Below are 21,834 nucleotides of genomic sequence, written 5' to 3'. Positions count from 1 at the left end.
CGCGACTGACCGAGAAGGAAACAGCATGAACACCAAGAAATTGACGACGCAAGGCTGGCGCTATGCGGCGCCGGCACGCCTGCTGCACTGGCTGATGGCCGTGCTGATCCCCGCCATGCTGGCCCTGGGCTGGACCATGATGGAGGTCGAGGATGAGCCCTGCAGCGAGGTGTATTTCAATCTGCATAAATCGCTGGGCCTGCTGCTCCTGCTGTTGCTCGCCGCGCGCGCCGCCTGGCGCCTGGGCCACAGGCCGGCAAGCCTGCCCCTGTCCGTGGCGCCGTGGCAGGCGCGCCTGTCGCGCCTGGGCCACGCCCTGCTGTACGCAGGCATGCTGCTGGTGCCGGCGACCGGCCTGGCGGGCGCGCTGCTGAGCAAGAGCGGCGTGGCCTTCTTCGGCCTGGCCCTGCCACGCTGGTTCGCGCCCAGCCATGCGCTGGCCGAACAGTGCTTCGAATTGCATGAACTGGGCGCCTGGACCCTGGCCGGCCTGATCGTGCTGCACGTGCTGGCGGGTCTCAAGCATCTGCTGCTGGACAAGGACGGCGTCTTCCAGCGCATGCTGTAGCGCGCACCGCCGTTCAGCCTGCCGTTCAGCGCCGGCGCGTCAGCCGGCTGCCTACAGCCAGCCCTCGCGCTTCAGGCGCCGGTGCAGCCAGTAGCAGCCGGCGATAATGGCAACGATCACGGCCGGATAGCTGCCGCGCCACTTCAGCTCCGGCATGAATTCAAAGTTCATGCCATACAGGCTGAAGACCATGGTCGGCACGGCCAGGATGGCGGCCCAGGCGGCCAGGCGCTTGACCACCTCGTTCTGGCGGATCGAAATCTGCCCCAGCGCCACCTGCATGGCCGAATTGACCAGTTCGCGCATCTGCCCCGCCGTGTGCGTGACCCGTTTGACGTGGTCGAGAATGTCGCGGTAATAGATGCGGTTTTCCTTCGGCACGATGTCGCCATGAAAACGGATCAGCTGGGTGCAGATGTCATGCAGGGGATTGACGGCCGCGTCAAGCTTGAGCAGCTCCGTCTTGAGCTGGTAGAAATCCTGCAGCTTGTCTTCGGAGAGACTCGGCTTGAACAGCTGCAGTTCATGGTGCTGGAAGCGGGCCTGCAAATGGTCGATGCAGGGCTGGTACTGGTCGACGATGAAGTCGATGATGGAATAGAGCACGTAACCGGGGCCGCTGGCCAGTTTCTCGGGCACGCTTTCCTTGCGTTCGCGCAACTTTGCATAGCCGGCCGAGGCGCCGTGGCGCACCGTGATGATGAAGCGGGGGCCGAGAAAGACGTGGGTTTCGCCGTAGACGATGGCCTCGCCGTCCAGGGTCGCCGTGTGCATCACCATGAACAGGGTGTCGCCGTACTCTTCCAGCTTGGGCCGCTCGTGCGCACCCTGCGCGTCCTCGACGGCCAGTTCATGCAAGCCAAACGCCGACTGCAGCGCCTGCATCGCCGTGACGTCGGGGCTGGCCATGCCGATCCAGACGAAACAATCGGGGTCGCCGAGGAAGTCGCCCACCTTGTCGATGTCGAAATGGGCGATCTTCCTGCCATCGCGATAGGCTTCGCAATTGACGACGGCGGCGTGGGTACTCAGGTCCATGGTGATTTTCGGAGGATGGCGGCAATGCCGGGCGGCCAGTATAGCGGAAAGGCCATGATTGTCCTGCCAACGCAGCTGCCGCATTGACATTCAGGCACGCCAATGCAAAATGAGAACCATTCGTATTTATGAGGGACCTGCGACGGCCACGCACCAGTGGTCGCGCCAGCTGACAGCCCAGCTGAACGTGGAAAATGTGCTCGACAAGAAGTACATCAACATCAACATCAACATCAATACCTATGCGCAAGGCACATATGGCGCGCCGCGCAGCGTCAGTGGGACATTGACGTACCGGTTCTGACGATACGCAGCCCTAGCCCGTCGATATGACCGCATTCAAGGCGCGCCGCAATTCCTTCAGCCGGGGCGGCTTGCCCAGCACGCAGTCGACGTGTTCGGGATAGTCGCTGTCGGCCGCCAGGCGCTGGCCCCAGCCCGTGAGCATGATGATGGGCGTGGCCGGCGAACACTGGCGCACGGCGCCGGCCACCTTGCGCCCGTCCACGTGGGGCATGCCCAGGTCCGTGATGACCACCGCGAACGGCGCGTGGCTGGCGTGCGCGGCCAGGAAGCAATCGATGCCGGCCTGGCCGCCATCCGCGGAAACCACCTCGTGGCCATCGATTTCCAGGATGTCGCGCAGCGACCTGAGCACCATCGGGTCGTCGTCCACCACCAGGATGCGCAGGCGCGGCGGCACGGCGTGGGCCGTGTCGGGCGTTGGCTCGCCCTCGCCCACCGCGCAGGCGGGAAAATCCAGGCGCACCGCCGTGCCCTGCCCCGGCGCCGTGACGATGTCGATGCTGGCGCCGTGGCGCTCCATCATGCCGTACACCATGGCCAGGCCCAGGCCCGTGCCGCGCTCGCCCTTGGTGGTAAAAAACGGTTCCAGGCAGCGGCGGCGCGTGTTCTCGTCCATGCCGACGCCCGTGTCGCCCACTTCGATCCGCACCTGCCGCCCCCCCGGTGCGCCGGTGCTGGCCGTGCGCACGGTCAGGATGCCGCCTTCCGGCATGGCGTCGACGGCGTTGAAGACCAGGTTGGTCAACGCTTCACGCAGTTCGCCCACGCTGCCGGGCAGCATGGGCAGCGCATCCGCCAGCTCCGTGCGCAGGGCGATGACGATGCCGCGCTGCTGCGGCATGTCGCTCCAGCGCGCGCGCGTCAGGTCCAGCACCTGCTGCACCACCAGGTTGGCGTTGATGGGCGACAGCGCCAGCTGCGGTTCGCGCTGGCGGTAGAATTCGCGCATGCGCGCCACGGTGGCGGCCACGTCGTCGATGGCGCGCTCGATCACTTCCAGGCAATGCCGGCCCTGCGGGCTCAGGTTGGTTTCCGTTTCCAGCAAGGACTCGGTATACAGGGCGACGGGGGAAATGGCGTTATTGATGTCGTGCGCGATGCCGCTGGCCATCTGCCCCAGCGCGCGCAGGCGCTCCTGCTGCATCACCGACTGCTGCGTCTGGCGCAAATCGTCATACGCGCGCTGCAGCGCGCCGTAGAGCTGCACCTGCTTGGCGGCCAGCGCCACGTGCTCGCTCAGCTGGCTGAGGAATTCGCACTCGCCGCTGGTGAAGCTGCGCGCGGCGCGGCGCGCCACGATGAGGATGCCGAAGACCGTGTTTTCGGCCAGCAGCGGCGCCATGACGAGGGCGCGCAGCCCCCCTTGCGCCAATCGCCGCGGAAACGGAAACGCCACCTCGGCGATGTCGGCTTCATAGACGAGCTTGCCCCGCACGCAGCTCGACAGGCCATTCTCGTCGATGGGAATGTGCGCGTGTTCGCTCATCATGAACGACTGCGCCAGCGCCTCGCTGCGCACGCCCACGCACGTCACCTGCAGCGCGTGCTGGGACGGCTCGTACAGGCAGATGCAGCTGAAATCGATGGGCAGCTGGTCTTCCAGGCTGCGCACCACCACCTGGAAGATGCTGCGCAAGTCCTGCCGCTCGCCGATCGAGCGCGTGATCTGCTGCAGCAGGTTCAGCCGTTCGAGCTGTTCGTGCACCTTGCGCTCGGCCAGCTGGCGTTCGGCGATCTGCGTTTCCAGCGCGGCATTCGTGTGCGCCAGTTCGTCGCGCGAGACGGTGGTGCGGCGCAGCTTGTCCGTCATGCCGTCGAAGGCGCGCGCCAGGTCGCCGATTTCATTCTTGGTATGCACGCCGAGCGCAAAGTCGAGCTTGCCGGCGCCGACGATCAGCGTGCCCTGGCGCAGCTTTTCCAGCGGTCCCGTGACGCTCGTCATGGTGAAATAGATCAGCCCGGCCACCAGCGCGATGATCATGCCGCCAAACAGCAGCACGGCCACGTTGGCCCGCCGCTGCGCGTCCAGCACGCCTTGCCGGCTCAATTCGGACAGCCGCATCGCGTCCGAAATCATGCCCTGCACCTTGCCCATGATCTGGCCCGACAGGCGCGATTCCAGCTCGCCCAGCACCTCGCGCCGCTGCGGGTCCTGCCCCAGTTCGCGGTGATTCGCCACAAACAGCGTAAACAGGCCGCCCACGCCGGCCAGGTCGGCCTGCAACTCGCGCAGCAGCGCACGCTCCTCGTCGGTGCTGAAGGCGGGCGTGGCCAGCAGCCCGGTGGACAGCGACTCGCTGCGCAGCTGCCACTGGGCGCGCGTGCGCGCGCCGTGGTGCAGCGCATATTCGATCGACAGGTAGCGCAGCGACGTGACGGCTTGCAGGATATCGGCCGCCGCCTTGTTCTTCGCCAGTTCGCGCTGCATCGCCATGGTGGTGGAAAACAGCACGGCGACGATGATGGCCACGAGCACCACGCAAAACAGTTGGGCCAGCTTGAAGCGCGTGACGATTTTCACGGTGGCCCTCTCAATGAATGACCGTCACGGCCGATGGCGCCACGGCTTCCAGGCCATCGAGGTAGACGGCGTCGAGGAAGTTCGGCATGTCGCCGCGGCCGGCCAGCCGGTTCCTGATGGCCCAGCGCGCCTCGTCTTCCAGCGCCAGCAGCAAGCCCTGGTCGAGCACGACGCCAAACCGGTAGCCGCGCCAGGCCGCCTGCAGGCGCGCCGCCTCGCTGGCCGATGCCCCGGCAAACAGCGCGCGCGCGGCATCGGGCTCGTCGCGGCAAAAGCGCGCGCCGGCGATCAGCGCGCGCAGCACCTTGCGCATCGTGGCCGGGTGGCTGCGCACATACTCGCCCGTGCCGGCCACGTTGAACAGGCCCGCATACACGTCCTCGCCATAGAAAATGGCCGCGTTGCCCGCGATCGCACGCGCCATGCCCGTCAGGAACGGCTCCCAGCCGGCCGCCGCATCGACCTCGCCCCGCGCCAGCGCGGCGGCCAGCTGGTCCGGCGTGTAGTTGTGCAGGGTGACTTCGCCAGGCAGCAGCTTCTGGCGGTTCAGAAAGGCGTCCAGCGTGAACTGGCCGGAGGTGCCCAGGGTCACGCCGATGCGCTTGCCTTTCAGGCTGGCGGGCGTGGAGACGCCGCGGTCGAGGCGCCCCACGATGCCGTGGTCGCGCTCTGCCTCGAAGAGGCTGGCGATGATGACGACGGACTGGCCCTTCAGTCTGGCCAGCACCACGGGGATGTCGGACACGGTGCCCAGCTCGGCCCTGCCCTGCAGCACGGCTTCCAGCGACGCCTTGCCCGACGAATACGGCTGCAGCAGCGCGTCGATGCCCTCGCGCGCGAAATAGCCATGCGCGCGCGCCGCCAGCACGGGGCAGCTGCCCACGTATTCCGCATTCACGGCCAGGCGCAGCACTTCCACGGGGCCGGGCGGCAGGACGGGACGGGCATGGAGGCGCCAGAGGGCCACGGCGGCCAGCGCCAGCAGCAGAGGCAGCAACAGTGCGGCCGCCCGCCAGACCGCCCGCCGCGCCGGCGCCGCGCCGCTCATGCGCTGCACTGCGCCGTGGCCGACTCCAGCGCGCTGTTGATGGCCTCGGAAAACGCCTGCACGTCGATCGGCTTGGTGAGATAGCGGTAAAAACCGGCCGCCAGCCCCTGGCGGATATCGCCCGGCCCGGCCACGGCCGTCAGGGCGATGACGGGAATATGCGCGGTACGCGGATCGGCGCGCAGCAGCTGCATGACTTGCGTGCCGCTGAGGTCGGGCAGGTCGCTATCCATCAGTATCAGCTGCGGCAGATGGCGGCGCGCCATGTCCAGACCCGTTTGCCCGTCGCCGGCCGACAGCAGCTCCAGATCGGGGCGAAAATGGACCAGGCCCGCCACCAGGGCCACGTTCAGGGGATTGTCTTCCACATACAGCAGCGTCTTGCGCTCCGGCAGCCGTACCGTTTCAGCGGGCCGGGCAATGGCGGGCAGGCGCGGGCTTTCCTGCGGTGGCTGGCGCGCCGGGCAACTGGCGATATCGAGCCAGAAGGTGCTGCCGCGCCCGGGCGTGCTGGCCACGCCCAGCCTGGCCTGCATGGCTTCGGCCAGGCGCTTGCTGACCACCAGCCCCAGGCCCGTGCCCTCCTCGTCGCGCGCATCGCGCCCCAGGCGGTTGAAGGGCTGGAACAGCGCCTCGAGCTGCGCGGCGCTCAGCCCGCAGCCCGTGTCGCGCACGGACAGGCGCAGCTGGCGCGCATCGACGGGCTGGCAATCGACGTGGATCTCGCCCTGTTCGCGGTTGTACTTGACGGCGTTCGACAGCAGGTTGATCAGCACCTGCTTGAGGCGCGTGCGGTCGGCCAGCACATGCACGCCGCCCGCTTCGACGAACGTCAAGGTGATGCCGCGCCTGTGCGCCAGCGGTTCCATCATTTGCCAGCATTCGTGGTAAATGTCGGCCAGGTCCACGGGCTCCATCGACAGCGACATATTGCCCGACTCGATCCTGGCGATATCGAGGATATCGTTGATCAGGGTGAGCAAATGCCGGCCGGCGCCAAAGATGTGCGAGGCAAAGGTTTTCTTTTCCTGCGCCGTCGAGGGAATCGAATCGGACATCAGCATCTGCGAAAAGCCCAGGATGGCGTTGAGCGGCGTGCGCAGCTCGTGGCTCATGCTGGACAGGAAATTGGTCTTTTCCTGGTTCGCCCGCTCGGCCACCTCGCGCGCCAGCTGCAAATCCTTGTTCATGGCGTCGAGTTCGGCCGTGTGCTGGCGCAGCAGCAATTCCAGGCGCGCATTGGCGATGCGCAGCTGGCGCGTCTCCAGCGCCCGCGCCAGTATCAGCAGAATGCCCGAGACCTTGAACGGCTTGACGACATAATCGAGCGCGCCCGCCTGCATGGCTTGCACGGCCGAGGCGATCGTGCCTTCGCCCGTCATGATGATGCAGGCCAGGTCCGGATCGATCTGGCGCGCCGCTGCCACCACGGCGATGCCGTTCATGCCCGGCATCATCAGGTCGACCAGCAGCAGGTCGAACGATTCGGCGGCCAGCAGGGACAGCGCCGCCTCGCCCGAAGCGAGTCCCGTCGTGTCATACGCCTGGCCGCGCAAGGTGTCGCACAGCGCGCGCATGTGCGCCAGCTCGTCATCGACGATGAGTATCCGCGGCGGCGTTGATGAGCTGTTCATGCATTCTCCTGGCGGCATGGCCTTGCGGGCCGGGAATTTCCCCCGCAACATGCGTCCCGAGCATAGCACTTGAAAATTACCAGAAATACACGCATTGTCACGCGCAAGGGGACGCAGGGCCGGCCCTGCGCGAGATTGGGCAGCCGCCACGCCGCCGATGCCCGGCTCGCCCACGCCCCGCGCTTTCATGGGCGAGGCTGACGGGCCGGTTCCTACGCGTCTGTCCGCGGACGAACGCTCAATCTCAGGCTGCGCCGGGTCGTGCCGACGCCGCCCTGCGCCGCGTAACCGGTGTGGCGGGCGCAGTGGTCGAGCGCCTGGCGCAGGGCCGTGTCAACGTTGCGCAGCGACATGTCGTGCCGTTCGGCCACCTCCTGGCGGGTCAGCTCGTCCACGCGCAGCGCTTCGAGCACCTGCCGGTGGCGCCGCGGCAGCGAGTCGATGGCCTGCGCCAGGCGCCGCACGTCGGCCTGCAGCTCGGCCAGGCGTTCCGGCCCGGCCGCCGTATCGGCGAGGAAGTCGACCAGGCCGGCGGCGCCATCCCCGGCGCCCTCGTCCGCATACAGCCAGGCGCGGTTGCGGCGCAGGCTGTCCATGGCCGCATTGCACGCCACGCGAAACACATAGGCGACGGGGCTGTGCGCCAGCGCAGCGCCATCGGCGGCCGTCAGCGCGCCCAGGCGCAGCCAGGCGTCGTGCAGGCTGTCGCTGGCCAGCTCGGCGCAGCCCAGGTGGCGCGCCAGACGCCGCTGCAGGAGCGCATAATTGCCTTCCAGTACAGTCTGCAGCCGGGCGCCCGGCCCTGGCGCCGGTACTGGCAGGGCCGCCATGTCGTTGGCCGCCTGCGAGCGGGGCCGGATGGCGGGCCGGTACCAGGCCGTGCCGCTATGCCCCATGGCGCTCGGCATGCGCAAGGGCAGGACAGCAGCCACATTCGCCATGCCGGCCATCATGGCGACAACCTGCTGCGCTCTTGCGCCGTCAGCTGGCGCGTGGCCGATTCCGGCAACGGGCCCAGGCCCAGCACGCGCACGGCGCTGCGCGGGTTGTAGTCGGCCGCCTCGATGCGCGCGCCATCCTGCGGGGAAGCTTGCGCGCTGTCGGGCGGCGCGTCGCTGCCAAAGCCCAGCACGCGCACCGTGAACACGGATGGCTGCGCGGCGCGGGTGGCGGCGCGTTCGCGCTGCACCACGTCCTGCGCGGCCGCCGTCGCCTGCGTGGCCGCCGCGCTGGCGTTCGTCATGGCGGCCACGTTGACGGACGCCAGCGCCGGCATGCCCTTCGCTTCGCCCTTGACCTGGATGTTCGCCGCGTTCATCACTGTCAGCGCGGCCAGGTTGACGTTGCCCGAGACGCGGATGCCCGCCTCACCCGCGTCGATGGTACCCAGCGGGGCCAGCAAATCCACGTCGCCGGCCGGCACTTGCGCGATCGGCGCCAGGGTGGCGATGCCGGCGCCCGTGCTCGGCACGTCGGACGACAGGGTCACGTTGCCCCAGTTGTCATACACGCGCTTGGGCGGCGTGTAGACGATGGTCGACTTCGAACCACGTCCCGCGTTGATGTCGCCTTGCGATGACCAGCCGAGGATATCGCCGCCAAACGTCGTCATGATGCGGCTCTGGCCCAGCAGGATGCTGCCATGCGAGAACAGGTCGATGTTGCCGCCGCCCTTGGTGATGACGCCCGAAGTCGACGGCGGCGCCTCGCCTTCGATGCCGAAGACCTGCTTGCCGCCCGGCGTCAGCAGCGCAATGTCGCCGCCGAAGTTGGTGTGCACGTAGCCGCTGCGGGGGAAGTAATCCCAGCGCTGTTCGCCATCGTTGCGCTTGGCGTACAGGCCGCGGTACATGATGATGTCGCCCGCATAGGAAATCGCCTTGCCATTGGCGTCCGTGGCCGGCGCCAGGCTCGCGATGGCGTTGCGGCTGCGCAGAAAACTGCCGTAGCGCGCGCTGTCCGCATCGTTGTACTCGCGCCCGCCCGCCTTCAGTTCGGCGAAATACACATTGCGGGCAAAGACGCGCTGCTGCGGCTCGGCCAGGGCGAGATAAAAGGCCAGCGCCTCGGCGGGCGTGCCCTTGAAGCCGTAGCGTTCGAGTAGCCAGGTGGCCAATTCGCTGCCGTACGATTTCACCACCTTGCCCGCCTGGTCTGCCAGCGGCACGCCCGTCAGCGCCACGTTGGCCGGATCCAGATACGGTTTGACGAAGCGCAGGTAGTCGAGGCCTGCCGCGCCCACGCCCGCCTGCATGGCGATGCCGGCGCCCGGGCGCTTGTCGCCCTGCACAATCGGGCCGAGGCTGACGACACTGCCCTTGTCCTGCATCAGGATATTGCGCCCGGCGCTGATGTCGAGCGTGCCGGGGCCGGCCACATTGAAGGAGCTGGCCAGGATATCGCGCCCGGCCGAGACCACCGACACGTCATACGCATGGCTATGCACGAACAGGTTGCTGTAATTGCGGAACATCATGGCGCCGTTGCCCCCGCCGTCGATGGTTTCCAGCAACGCCGTGCCGCTGCCGACGATATCGCGGCCCGCCTTCATCCACACCGGTTGCGCGCCCTCGTACCAGGTGAGGCCCGCACGCTTGGCATCGAAAAACTCGACCATGCGGCCACTGTTGACGCCGATCAAATCGCCCTTCACGGCGTAGATGCGGGCCGCCTGCGTGCCGCTGTTGGCGGGGCCGGCCGATGAATTAGGTCCGAAGGCGAACAGCGGGAAATTCCATTTCGTTGCCGGCGCCCCCGTGCTCGAGACATTCGCTGCCAGGGGATTGGCCACATAAGACTTGATATCCCAGCCCGTGAAGCCTGGCTTGAACGGCGTCACCATGCTGTCAGCAGCGGCGCCGGACTGGCTGACGGCATAGCCGCCCGCGTAGATGGAATCACTGGCCAGCCATTGCAGTTGGGCGTTGGGCGACGGCGCCAGCAGCAAAGGATCCGCATAGCCGGACGCGGCGCTCCAGTCAACGATCGTCTTGCCATAGTACAGGCTGCCATTCGCGGCCGCGACACGCACGATGGAAGGATAGACGATCGCCAGGTCGGTATCCGTGCCGACCGGCGCCGTCAGCGGCGTCATGTTGCCGCCGGCGGAAAACAGGTCGAGCGCCGTGCGCGGCGTCCACAGGCTGAACCAGCTGTAGCCGTAGCCCTGCTCGCCCGCCGCGCCGGTGAACGGCGTGGCATTGAACGAGGTCACGCGGCCGGGGTCGGCCACGTCCTGCAGCACCTGATCGCCCAGGGTTGCCACGCTGAACGTGGCGTCGCCCGGCACCAGGGTCATGCCGCCGCGCGAGGTGGCGCGCGTGGCGCGGAAGGCATCGTAGGCGCGCGTTTCCAGCGGCACGTGATCAGTGGCTTGGGTGCCATAGTGCAGCGCCAGGCTGCCCAGTTGCGTTGCCGAGGCTTCCGCATGGCCGCGCAAATCGACCAGCGCACCATTCAAGTGATTGAGGCCTGCCATGCCAGCCGGATTGAGGGCGCCGCCCACGCGCAGATCCAGGTCGCCGCCGCCGGTCTGCAGCAGGCTGCCGTCGGCCAGCACGCGGCCCGTGCCGCCCACGGCCAGCAGCAAGCCCTGCGAACGGGGATTGATGTTGGCGTTATACGAGCTGCCAGTCAGCGGCGCCAGCACGCCAGCGTCTCCGGCCACGTCGGCGCGCAGATTGCCGCCGCCCAGGGTGCCGAAGCCAGTAAAGCCCAGTACGCTATCGGCAAGGGTGTCGCGGCCCACGTAGCTGCCGAAATTGATCCACCACGCCGTCGGTTGGGCCGGGCCGCCCGTGGCCACGCCGCCGCTGCCCTGGCGCCACAGCCAGTTGCCCACAGCCACCGAATCGGCCATGCCGTCCTTGCTCACGGGACGCTGGTTGCTGGCGGTCGCCGCACCGACCACCGAGCCGCTCAAGTCGCCCGCCACCTTCAGCAGCAGGTTGCCGCCCTGGTCGGGATACCAGGCGCGGTAAATGCTGTCGCTGCCGCCATCGACCAGGCGTTCATGCGCGCCATCGGGGTTGGACAGCACCTTGCCGTCGGCATTGCGTGCGCGCGGCAGATTATACGGGTCGCCGGCCGCCGTCGCCATGGACGACATGCCGGCCGTGTACACGCCATACAGGCTGTCCATGCGCAGATCGCCGCCGCTGACCAAGTCCAGGTCGCCCGTGCCCGTGCGCAGCACGCTGTAGCGCAGGCTGGACGCCTTGTAGTCGAACGTGGGGTTCGACGTGCCGCACCAGGTGGGATACTCCTCGCACATGGTAGGCATGCCCAGCGCCACGGGATCGAGCAGGTCGCCCTCCTTGACGCTGGGGTCGGCAAACTCTTCCGCGCCTTCCCTGGTCCATACATAGGCCACCTTCAGCACGCACATGGTCGGATCGCCGGCACAAAAGTCCACGATATTGGTACCGAAGTTGCTGAGGAACTCGTCGGTGATGATGTCACCGGCCACGATGCCCTCGATGCCCAGATCCGCAGCCGCCTGGCTCCAGTACTGCACGCCCTTCGGCGGCACCAGCACGCCATACATGCCGTAGTGGCTGTCGGCCAGGCGCAAGGTAGCATGCGCGGGATGCGCCTGCGCGCTGCGCGTGTCGGCCGCATCGAGGTCAGCGCCCGCAGCCAGGCGCATGCCCCACGCTTGCGAACCTTCGGCCAGCATGGGCGCGACGGCCCACAGCTTGCCCTGGCTGCCCGCCACTTCGGGACGCAGTTCGATCGCCGCCACATTGGGCAGCAGCTTGACGTCCGTGCCGGACGGGATCAAGGCGCCCACGGCCAGCGCCAGGTTGCCATTGAGTATGAAAACGGAGCGTTCGCCGGCCACGCCAGGCAGGGCCACGCCCTTGGGCCAGGTCATGGCGCTCACCTTCACCGTTTGCTTGAGCACGCTGCCTGCATCGAAGCGCATGCCGGCGGCAAAAGTCTGCTCCGTGGCCAGCAGGCTGCCGGCCGCATGGACGATATTGCCGGCGCCGTCGCGCACGGCGGCCGCCAGCACCGTGCCAGCCGGTAAGGTCACGGCCTGGTCCAGGGTGACGGCCACGGGCAGGCGCGTATTGGCGAGCAGACTGAAGCCCTTCACGGGCAGGTCGTAATTGAGCGCGATGCCTCCCGGGAACAGCGTGCCGTCGGCCACAGTCACGCCCTTGCCCGGCACGATGATGTCGCTGCCGTTGATGTCGCGTCCCGGCAGCAATTTCCAGCCGCTGTCATCCTTGGTGGCGGGCGGCGGCGCGAAGCCGTCATTGATGCTGCCGTAAATGCTCAAATCGCCGCCAGCGCGCAGCAGCAGGCTGCCCACCTCGCCCGAGCCGCGCGCATTGTTTACTTGAAAGCGCGGATTCAGGCTGGCGTAGCGCATGCCCGACAAATCCAGGTCGCCCTGCACCACCAGGTCGCCATCTTGGGTCTTGCTGACGATGTCGACGCCGGGACGCAGGTGCAGCGCCTCGGCATACGCGGCCGTCGTCAAGCCCGCCAGCTTGCCGTTGCGCAAGTTCGTGTTGGCCAGCGCCGCGTCGATGAAGGCCGTGCTGTCCGCATGTTTGCCGTCGAGATAGGCCTGGTTGATCACCTGGTACGGGCGGCCGCCGGCCGACAGGTCGGGCGCCAGCACGCCATTGGCGTCGGGCGCCATGGCGTAGGCCGCGTCGTCATAGCGCTGCATGGCGTTGACGGCGATGGATTTCGCGCCGCGCACGGTGAGACCGCCGCCGGCCGCAATGGCGACGTCGCCAAAGGTGGCCGCATCAAGATCCGTGCGCGCGCCGCCGCTGCCCAGGCGCGGCGCGCTCAATTCCAGCGTGCCGCGCGCGGCGCCGTCGTATTCGCCCTTGCCCTTGCCGGCGACGGCCGCCGTGCCGTGGCGCACGTCGATCTGCGCGCCGCCGGCCAGGTCCAATACGCCTTCGCCCGCATTCAGTTCGACCATGGCGCGGTTCGGGCTGTCGATGATCTTGCCATAGCTGTCGACGCGCAGCACCGTGCCATGCGCATCGAGCACGGCGTTGCCGGCCAGAGTGACGCCATGCTGGCCGGCCAGGCGGATGCTGCCCACGCGCTCGCCGCTGGCATCGATCGTGCCGGCCACGGTGAGGCGGCCCTTGTCGACGGACACCTGCACTTCGCCCGCCTTCAGTTCATTACCGATGGTCAGGTCGCCCTGTTTCAGCTGGAAGCTGCGCCCGCCCGTCACGCCGGCTTCATTCAGGCGCTGGTTCAGCGCGGCGAACTGGCTGTCCAGGGTGCCGCCGGCGCCCAGGGTTTGCGCGCGCACGTCCACGCTGCCCTTCTTGTACGGCACCATGGTGCCGCCCGCGTCATAGCTGCCGCTGGCGCCGCCGAGGATCTTGCCCTGCAAATCGACCATGCCCGCCCCGCCATCGAGGGCCACGGCCTTCAGGCTGCCGGCGCGGTTGTTCTCGGCCGACAGGTCGATCACGGCGCCGCTAGCTGCGCGGATATCGCCGGCGCGGCTGTCGAGGGTCACGTCGCCGCCCGAGCTGTATTTATCCACGTCGAAGAAAGTGCTCTTGCGGCCCGCCATGTCGATGCGCGCGCCGTCGGCCAGGCTGATGTCGTGCTGCGCGTTGACGGTGAGCTTGCCACTAGGCAGCACCACGGCCGTCGCCACGCTCACGCTGTCGCCGTTCAGGGCCAGCTGGGCACCCAGTCCAGCGTTGTTCTTGACGGCAGCCGCTGGCGCCGCGCCGGCAGGCGCCGCCACCTTTAGCGCGCCGCCCGCCGTATAGCTGTGCGCGGAACCGGCGTCGCCCGTCAGCAGCGGCGTGCTGATGTTCAGGTTGCCGCCGCTGACCTGGTGGCCCTTGTCCGTTGCGTACGCGCCCTGCGCCTGGTAGACGGACAGGCTGCCCTTGTGGTTGGCCGTGACCTGGCCCGACGCCTTCAGGTTGACGGTGCCAAAACCGAGCGCCAGACGGTCGAACGCGGCCACGCCGGCCGGCTGCGTGAACGGGCCGAAACCGAAATCGATGCGCTCCGCCTCCAGGTTCAGCGTGCCGCTGCCCGTGCCGGCGCCATGCGCGATCACGTTGCCGGCCGGCGACAGGGCGCCGCCCCAGATCAGGTTGGCCGTGCGTATCGTGGCCACCGTGCCGGCACCGCCCTGGCCATACATGGCCGGCGTGGTCAGCACCAGGCGCTCCAGGTTCGATTTTCCGCTCGTCTTGTCGTAGGTATCGAGCACCACGTCGCCATAGAAGTTGACGCTGTCGGCCGCGCTCAGCATCAGCGACTGCAGGGCTGGCGCGCCCGTGCCGGTGTCGCCGCGCAGCAGGCGGTCCAGCAGGCCCTGGTTCAGGGTCAGGCCGGTGGGGCGCGTGCCGCTGGCCTGGGCCGCCGCCAGCGCCTCGTTCGCGCCGATATTGATGGCGCCCACGGCCAGGCTCAGGTTGCGCGTGCCGTAGCGGGCCGTGTCGTCCAGCTGGAAGCTGCCGCTGGTCGCCAGCAGCAGGGTGCCTTCCGAGTACAGGCTGGCCGTGCCGGCGCAAGCGTCGTCGCACATGCCGATGCGGATGCCGCCGCGCGTCGTGCCGCTGACGGGCGCCACATTGAGCAAGCCGTTCGACGCGGCCAGCACGTGCACGTCCGGGCGGCTCTTGTAGATGAAGCCATCGTTGGCATCGTACGCAGCCTTGCCGCGGCCCAGGGTGTTGATGCCGGCGCCGGCGGCGATATCGATCACGCCATCGCCCAGTTCGTAATTGCCAGGGTCCTGGGCGACCAGGAACACTTCGGGCGCCGACAGGACGGCGCCGGCGCGCAGGTAGATGGCGCGCGCCGACTGGACGCCGAAGTTCACGTAATTGCCGCCCTGGCCATATTCCACGGTGGGCGAGTTGCCCACCACGATGCGGGCCGCGCCGATATTGTTCAAGCTTGAAGCGCGTATGCTGACCTGTTTCGCGCCACCGGTGGCCAGCGCGCCATCGGCGAGGATTTCAATCTCGCCGGCGGAGTTATCGCTCGACATCAGCACCACGGTGCCGCCATAGCCGCCCTCGGCCGCGGCGAACTTGCCGCTGCCACGGAACTGGAACGTGTCCAGGCCGCCGCCGGGCGCCATGGTCAGTTTAAGCGTTTTCGCATCGGACGGCAGCATCGCGCGGGGAATGCCGCGCGTCTGCGCATCGGCCAGGGCAAACGCGGCATAGCCCGTTTCGTTGTACTGGGAATACGTGCGCAAGACCTTGGCCGGCGTGAGTATCAGCTGGCTGGCCAGCGGCGCGCGGATATCCGTGCCGGCAATCGACAGGGTGCCGGGCGCGGCCCAGGAGCCGTTGCGCAGCGGCTGCGCCGGGGCGGCGCCTCCCCCCTGGCCCGCCAGGCCGTTCAGTTCCACGCGGAAGGCGCCCGGCAGCAAGGCATAGGTCGACGGCATCAGGGTGTAAGTTCCAGCGGGCAAGCCCGGCACGCCGCTGCCTATCGTCACCTGCCGCCCCACGGCCGCATCGGCAGCACCCTTTTCCCCACCCACAGGCGCCTGCGGCCTTTGCACGCCAGGCACGATGGCATACACGGGATTCGTTGCCAGGCCCGGCAGGACGAAACCGCCATGCGCCCCCACCTGCATCAGCGGATGGTGGCGCGCGTCGGTGGAGCCGCCGCGCCCGGAAATGAAGCCGGCGCCCGTCAGTTCGCCGCCGCCGGACAGGTCGAGCAGCGCGCCAGGCTGCACGTCCACGCTCACGCCGGCCATTTCCATGCCGACGCGCAGGCCGCCCTGCGCATTGAAGCCGCCCACGCCCATGAAGGTGGCCAGCTTGCCATCGACGTTCCAGCTCTGGCCATCGACGGTGCCGCCATACGGCATGACCAGGCCGGCGCCGCTGACGGAGGTGATACTACCTGGCAATAGACTTACCGTCAGGCTCTTGTCATTGTCATAGCGGGCCGCGCCGATGGCCAGGCGGCCCAGCGGCGCGCGCACCACGCCGCCCTGCTCGATATGCGCGGCTTCCAGCTCCAGCGAGCCGAAGGCGGAATACGGCATGGCTGGCACGTCCTCGGTCGTGCGGGCGATGCGCAGGCTGCGCGCCGGGTCGTAGCCGAGCTTTCCATCGACGCGGCCGTGGCCGACGCGCACGGCGGCGCCGGCGCCCGTTTCCGGATACAGCTGGGCCGCACTGAGCGTCATGTCGCCCGGCGAGGACAGCACCGTCGTCGCCTCCGCGCCGTTCCAGCCCAGTGGCGACAGCAGGAAGCGCAGGTCGCCGCGGCTGGACAGGCGCACGTCGTCGGCGACAATATTGACCAGGCCGCGCACGTCGATCAGGTCACCCTCGATGCGGATCTGCCGGGCGACCGGCGATTCTCCCGCACTGCCTGGCGTGACATAGAAGTCGCGTCCGGCCGGCTTGAGGCTGGCCAGGCGCACATACGGCGCCGCGATGCCGATCCGCGCGCCGGGCTTGCTGCCTTGTGTCTGCACGGGCGCACCGTACAGCTGGAAGCTTTGCTGCAGCTTCAGCGACACGTCGCCATCGAAGGAGGCGGCGCCGAGCAGGGCCAGGCTGCCAAAACCGCCCGCTTCCACCTGCTCCACGGAAAAACGCCCGTGGCCGTACTGCAGCGATGCCGCCGCGTCCTGTGCACTGACGCCATCGGCCAGGTCGCTGGCGCCCTGGCGCTGCGTCAACGCCAGCTGGCGCCCCTGCAGCACACTGTCCGTGGCCAGCACTTTCAGGTAGACAGGGGTGCCGGTGGCCACGGACAGGCTGCCGCCCGCCGCGCCGGCGCCGCCCGCCCTGGCCAGGAACTGGCCGTCGAGGTACAAGCCGTTGTTCGACGCCAGCGCGATGCTGCCGCCGGCGCTGGCCACGTCAATGGCCGCGCCGTTCACGTCCAGCACGGCCTGCGCGCCGGACGCATCGAGCACGGCGCCGTCGCGCACGACGACAAACAGGCTGGCCGCCGAGGTACTGCCCTGCGCATGGTTGATCTCGCCGCCGACGACGATGCTGCCGCCGCCAAGCACCTTGCCGTAGCGCCGGCCCTGCGCGTCCGTGGCCGTGACGGCGCGCGCGGCGACGTCCAGCACGGCATTCTCGCCGATCCACAGGGAACGTCCATGGCCGGCCGCTTCCACGGCTTCGGACACACTCGCGTCGAGGCCCTCGCCCACGCCGCCCAGGCTGATCTTGCCGCCCCAGGCGTTCAGGCGCCCGTCCACCGTCAGCTGGCCCACGCTGGACAGTTTGATGGACTGGCCCGCGTCGACGCTCACCACGGCATTCTTGCCCACCAGCAGTTCGGCGATGGCCATGTCAGCCGCGCCGGACTGCATATCGCCCACCTGCAGGGCCAGGCTGGCACCCTTGCGCTGCGTCAAGGTGCCCTTCAATGCATTTTCCGTGTATTGATCCGGCGTCCACATGGCCAGTTTTTCATTGTCCACCACGCGCAGCACGGGCATGCGCACGTCGATCTGCGTGCCGTCCGCCACCGCCAGCCCCTGCTTGCCCATCAGGCTGTAGCTGGAAAAACCCTGCTCGAAGAAGTCGCCGCCCAGGTGCAGGGCGCCGGCCGCGGGTTTTTCAATGTGGCCGACCATGATCTTGTTGGCCTGCAATTCCAGCTTGCCGCCGCCTTGCACGCCATGGCCGCGCACTTGCGCGCCTTCGCCCAGCAGCAGGTCGACCTTGGGGCCATAACTGGCCAAGGTCACATTGCCGCCCTTGCCACCCTGCTGTTTCGCCTGCGACAGGATGGCAGCGCCGGAACTCACGTCGATCAGGCTGCCACTGCCGATGTGCACGTCGCCATACCCGCGCAGGGACACGCTGCCGCCGTTCAGATACGGCAGGCCGGCGGCGGCCAGCGGGTCGCGCAGCACATTGCTCAGCAAGCCACTGGTATCGAGGCTCACGCCATCGGCCAGCACCAGCTTGCCTGCGGCTGCACCCGGATTGACGAAGGTGTCGCTCATCCCCAGCGCGCCGATCTGGTTCAGCACGTTGCCAGCCATGATGCTGCCGCCATGGCTGCGCAGGCTGGCGTTCACCGCCACGTCCTTGCCGTACAGGGTGATATTGCCGCCATCGGCCACCTGCAGCGCGCTGTCGACGGTGATCGCGCCTTTCGCGGCGATGCGCAGGGCGCCCAGTTGTTGTTCGTTCAGCAAGTTGGTGTCGAGCAGCAGCCTGCCCTGGCGCTCTGCCGCCAGCACGTCGGCCACCTCGAGGCCGGCGGCGATGCCGTCCTGCACGCGCGTCAGGCGCACCTCGTCCATGACGGCCGACAGCGCATGCTGCAGCACGCCCGTGCGCTTGTCGAACATGGGCACATATTGACCGACGATCAATTGTCCCCGCTGCGCGGCTGCCAGCTGCGACTGCTGGTAGCCGTCGAGCAGCGCCTGCGGCGCCTGTGCCTGGCGCTCGCCCTGGAAGACGTCACCTAGAATCCCTCCCTCCAGCACGGCCGACCCGGTGGCGACCACCAGCTTGCCCGCATCGCGGCCCACCGTGTAGCCGTTCTCCAAACGTTTTTGCGCGGCGATCAATGGATTGGCGTAGAAAGCGCTGGCCTCCTTGCCCCAGCGCGCGTGTTCCTCCTCGTAACCCTTGTACACTCCCGCATACGCGAGGTCGGCGGGCGCGCTGCCCGCTTCATACAGCTTGCCATCGGCGCCCTTCAGCCAGGTCTGGCGCAGCGCGCCCGTCTGCACATTCAAGGTGCCGCCCGACAGGTTGATGCTGGAGCCAAGCTGCGTGACGACATCCTTGCCGCCGAAGCTGACGGTGCCGCCCTGCGCCATCCATTCGCTGACGGAGTGCCCCTGCGTGCCCAGGTAGCCGGCCACTTCCAGCAAGCCGCCGGCCGTGTACCAGCGGTCGCTGTCGTAGCCGTTCGTGCCCTTCGGTACGAACACCAGCTTGCGGCGGTCGACCCAGATACTGTTGTTGATCAAGGCTTTGCCGTCGCGGTTGACGGGCGCATCGCGCTGCTCGTTGCCCTGCACGTTGATCTCGACATTGTTCGCCTCCATCGCCACCTTCACGCCCACGGCGCCGGAGACGTCGAGCTGCGCGCCGTCGCGCACGAGGCTGCGGCTGGCCGCGTTGACGGCGATCTGGCCGCCCGTGGCCAGGATCAGCGAGTCGCCGAGCAATTCCACCGTGCCGGCGCTGCCGATCTCGATGCGCGACTGGTCGCGGCGGTCGTTCACGGCGAGGATGTTTTCCGTGGACGTCACGGCCGGGCCGCGCATGGCGTCGCGCTGGCTGTCGAGCGCCGTCGTCTTGCCATCGTCCTCGACCAGGATGGCCGTGGTGGCGCCGCGTCCCAGGGTGACGGCCGCGTCGCTGCCCAGGGCGTTGAGGTGAATGGTGCCGCGCGTGGCCGTCGTGGTGCTGCTAAGCAGCACGCCTTCCTGGCGCACGTCGCGCCCGGCCAGCGTGATGTCGCCTTCGCGCGCCTGGATCAGGCCCGTGTTGACGACCTTGCCCGCCGTGCTGGCGGCCACAAATTGCGGCGTGACTTCGCTGCCGCGCGTGGTTGACAGCGGGTTGCCGTCCGTGCCGACGCCTTTTTTGATGCTAAAACTGTCGCCGGCGGCCAGCAGGGCCTGGCCCTTGGGCGTGCCGATTTCGCCCCCGTTATGGACTTCTTTGCCCAGCAGCATTACGTAACCGCCGCCTTCCGTGCTGCCCTTGGGCGCATGGCTGGCGATGCGCGCACCGGCCTGTACCTGCACCTTGCCGGCCGCGTCGGTGAACGTCGTGGCGCCGGCCGTGCCGGGGCTGTAGATGCCGTTCTTCTGGAATTGCGTATCGCTGATGCGGGCCGCAGCCGCCACCAGGCTGCGCGTGTCGACCTGGCTCGTGCCGGTAAATACGATGCCGTTGCGGTTGACCACCAGCAGCGTGCCGTCGGCCTTGATCTGGCCCTGGATCTGGCTGGGGCGCGCCTGCGGATCGTTGACCCGGTTCAGCACGGCCCAGTCCTTCTGCTGCTGGAACGTCAAGGTCGTGTCCTTGCCGACGTTAAACGTTTCCCAGTTCAGGATGGCCTTGTCCGCAGTCTGCTGCACCACCACCGCCGTCTTGCCGTTCGCCACCGTCTGCACGGGCGCCTGGGCATTGAGCCAGCCGGCCGTCAGGCTGTTGGTGTCGACCTGCAAGCCGCCTTTCACGAGTCCATCGGGTGCGCCGGGTGCGCCGGCCGCCGCCTGGCGCGCCTGCGCCTGGGCCGCTTGCTGCGCGGCGATGGCGCGCGCGGCCAGGTTCAGGTTGTTGAGCGAGCGCTGCAACTGTTGATTTTCCCGCTGGCCCTCGGGGCGGCTGCCCAGCGGCAGCGGCTGGCCATTCGGCAAACGGCCCGCCGTGGCCGCCGTATTCTGCGCCGCGCCCTTGGCCGCAAACCAGCCGCCGCTGAACGCCTGCTGCGCGCGCGCCGGCGTGGTGAAGGCGCCCGCCATCAGCATGGTGGTCAGTGCGTAAGCGAGCGGCGTGAGCCGCAGGCGGCTGCCCAGCGTGGAGGACCGCTGCGCGCCCGTGTCGACGTTAGGGACTGGGCGCTGGGCAGTGTGAAGCTTGGTCATGGCAATGGTTTCCTGGCTAGAGAGAAGGGAACGGAGCCTGGCGGTAGCGCAGGCGTCCATGCCTCCATGACGTAGCTCGATGGCGGAAGGGATAATGTTTTTTGAAAAATATCTTCTATCCCCTGCCGCTGGGAAAGCCGGAATCAGCTGAAATCAGCTGAGCAGCACGATGCCGCCTGGCAGACTGGTCATTTGCGCGCCGTACAGGTCGCGTATCATCGCCAGCGCGCCATCGGTTTGTCCGATGGAAAAGCGCATGCGCACGAGGCGGCGGCCCAGTTCGGCGTTGCGCAGCACGACACGGCCGGGCCGGTAGCGGTTGATTTCATCGACGACATCGGCCAGCGGCTTGCCGACAAACGACAGCGCCCCCGTGCGCCACGCGCTCGCCTCACCCTTTGGTGCGGCCGTAGCCGCCTGCACACCCCGCTCGTCGTACACCAGTTGCTGCCCCGCATCGAGCGTCTGGCGCCGCTGTTGCCAGACCACCTCCACGGCGCCCGCCAGGCAGGTGACGCACACGGCATCGTCCGTGTGGCGCACATTGAAGCGGGCCGACTGCGCCAGCAAGCGCCCCGCACCCGCCAGCACCGTCACTGGCTGGCGCGCGCCGCTGGCGAGGATTTCCGCTTCGCCGCCCAGCAGTTCGATCGACTCCGGCGCCCGCACATTGATGCGCGTCTGCGTATTCATCTGCACCGTCATCTGCTGAGACAGGGCCACCTGGCGCTGTTCGCCCGTGGCCGTGCGGTAGTCGGCGCCGAGCTCCTGCAGCGACGGCCAGGCGCCCAGCGGCGGGCGCAAGGCCAGCACGGCCACGCCGGCCGCCAGCGCGCCGCCGAGGAAAGCACGGCGCCCCGGCCTGAGGGGAAACGCCAGCACGTTCGCCTGTGGTGGCGCGGCGGCGGCGCGGGTCAAGGCGGGATCGAGCGCCTGCCACACTTGTTTGAGTTCGCGCCAGGCGCGCGCATGCGCGGGGCTGCGCGCACACCAGGCGCGCAAGGCGTCGGCGTCAGCCTGCGTGAAATCGTCGGCACGCAGCCGCGCCCACCAGGCGGCGGCTTGCAGGCCGATGTCAGCGTCGCTGTCGGCAGTGTCGAAAAAGTCGCGTGGATCGCGGTCAGGAGCAGTCATGGG

Annotated in this window: 9 protein-coding genes; 2 read left to right on the top strand and 7 right to left on the bottom strand. The window is 68.2% G+C overall.

The window, feature by feature from the left end:
* Positions 1-25: 25 nt before the first annotated feature.
* Positions 26-568 (top strand): cytochrome b, encoded by a 543-nt coding sequence (locus AC54AF_RS00245; protein WP_496634433.1) that lies wholly within the window; start codon positions 26-28, stop codon positions 566-568.
* Between the two features lie 51 nt (positions 569-619).
* On the opposite strand, the gene AC54AF_RS00240 is transcribed toward AC54AF_RS00245, so the two are convergent.
* The gene (locus tag AC54AF_RS00240) at positions 620-1,606 is read right to left on the bottom strand and encodes a magnesium and cobalt transport protein CorA (RefSeq protein ID WP_496634431.1); all 987 of its coding nucleotides are present in this window, start codon (positions 1,604-1,606) and stop codon (positions 620-622) included.
* 109 nt (positions 1,607-1,715) lie between these two features.
* On the opposite strand from AC54AF_RS00240, the gene AC54AF_RS00235 reads away from it, so the two are divergent.
* On the top strand, positions 1,716-1,910 hold the full coding sequence (locus tag AC54AF_RS00235) for a hypothetical protein (protein WP_496634429.1): 195 nt from the start codon (positions 1,716-1,718) through the stop codon (positions 1,908-1,910).
* 12 nt (positions 1,911-1,922) lie between these two features.
* Here the strand turns inward: AC54AF_RS00235 and AC54AF_RS00230 are convergent, their stop codons facing one another.
* From AC54AF_RS00230 to AC54AF_RS00205, 6 genes are all read right to left on the bottom strand, one after another.
* Positions 1,923-4,433 (bottom strand): hybrid sensor histidine kinase/response regulator, encoded by a 2,511-nt coding sequence (locus AC54AF_RS00230; protein WP_496634427.1) that lies wholly within the window; start codon positions 4,431-4,433, stop codon positions 1,923-1,925.
* A 10-nt stretch (positions 4,434-4,443) separates the two neighbouring features.
* Entirely contained in the window at positions 4,444-5,430 is a 987-nt protein-coding gene (locus tag AC54AF_RS00225) for an ABC transporter substrate-binding protein (protein WP_496634425.1), read from the bottom strand.
* A 47-nt stretch (positions 5,431-5,477) separates the two neighbouring features.
* Positions 5,478-7,115: a response regulator gene (locus AC54AF_RS00220; protein WP_496634423.1), complete on the bottom strand. Its 1,638-nt coding sequence runs from the start codon at positions 7,113-7,115 to the stop codon at positions 5,478-5,480.
* 212 nt (positions 7,116-7,327) lie between these two features.
* Complete coding sequence (locus AC54AF_RS00215) at positions 7,328-8,068, bottom strand: sigma-70 family RNA polymerase sigma factor (RefSeq protein ID WP_496634421.1); 741 nt, start codon at positions 8,066-8,068, stop codon at positions 7,328-7,330.
* Complete coding sequence (locus tag AC54AF_RS00210) at positions 8,065-20,697, bottom strand: filamentous hemagglutinin family protein (RefSeq protein WP_496634419.1); 12,633 nt, start codon at positions 20,695-20,697, stop codon at positions 8,065-8,067. Before AC54AF_RS00210 ends, AC54AF_RS00215 begins: the two co-directional genes overlap by 4 nt.
* Positions 20,698-20,850: 153 nt before the next feature.
* Positions 20,851-21,831, bottom strand: a complete 981-nt coding sequence (locus AC54AF_RS00205; RefSeq protein ID WP_496634417.1) for a FecR family protein — start codon at positions 21,829-21,831, stop codon at positions 20,851-20,853.
* Positions 21,832-21,834 lie beyond the last annotated feature (3 nt).

Source organism: Janthinobacterium sp. JF4, from assembly GCF_059617925.1.
Note: the sequence above shows the minus strand (reverse complement) of the source record. Positions and strands in the feature narration are given on the sequence as shown.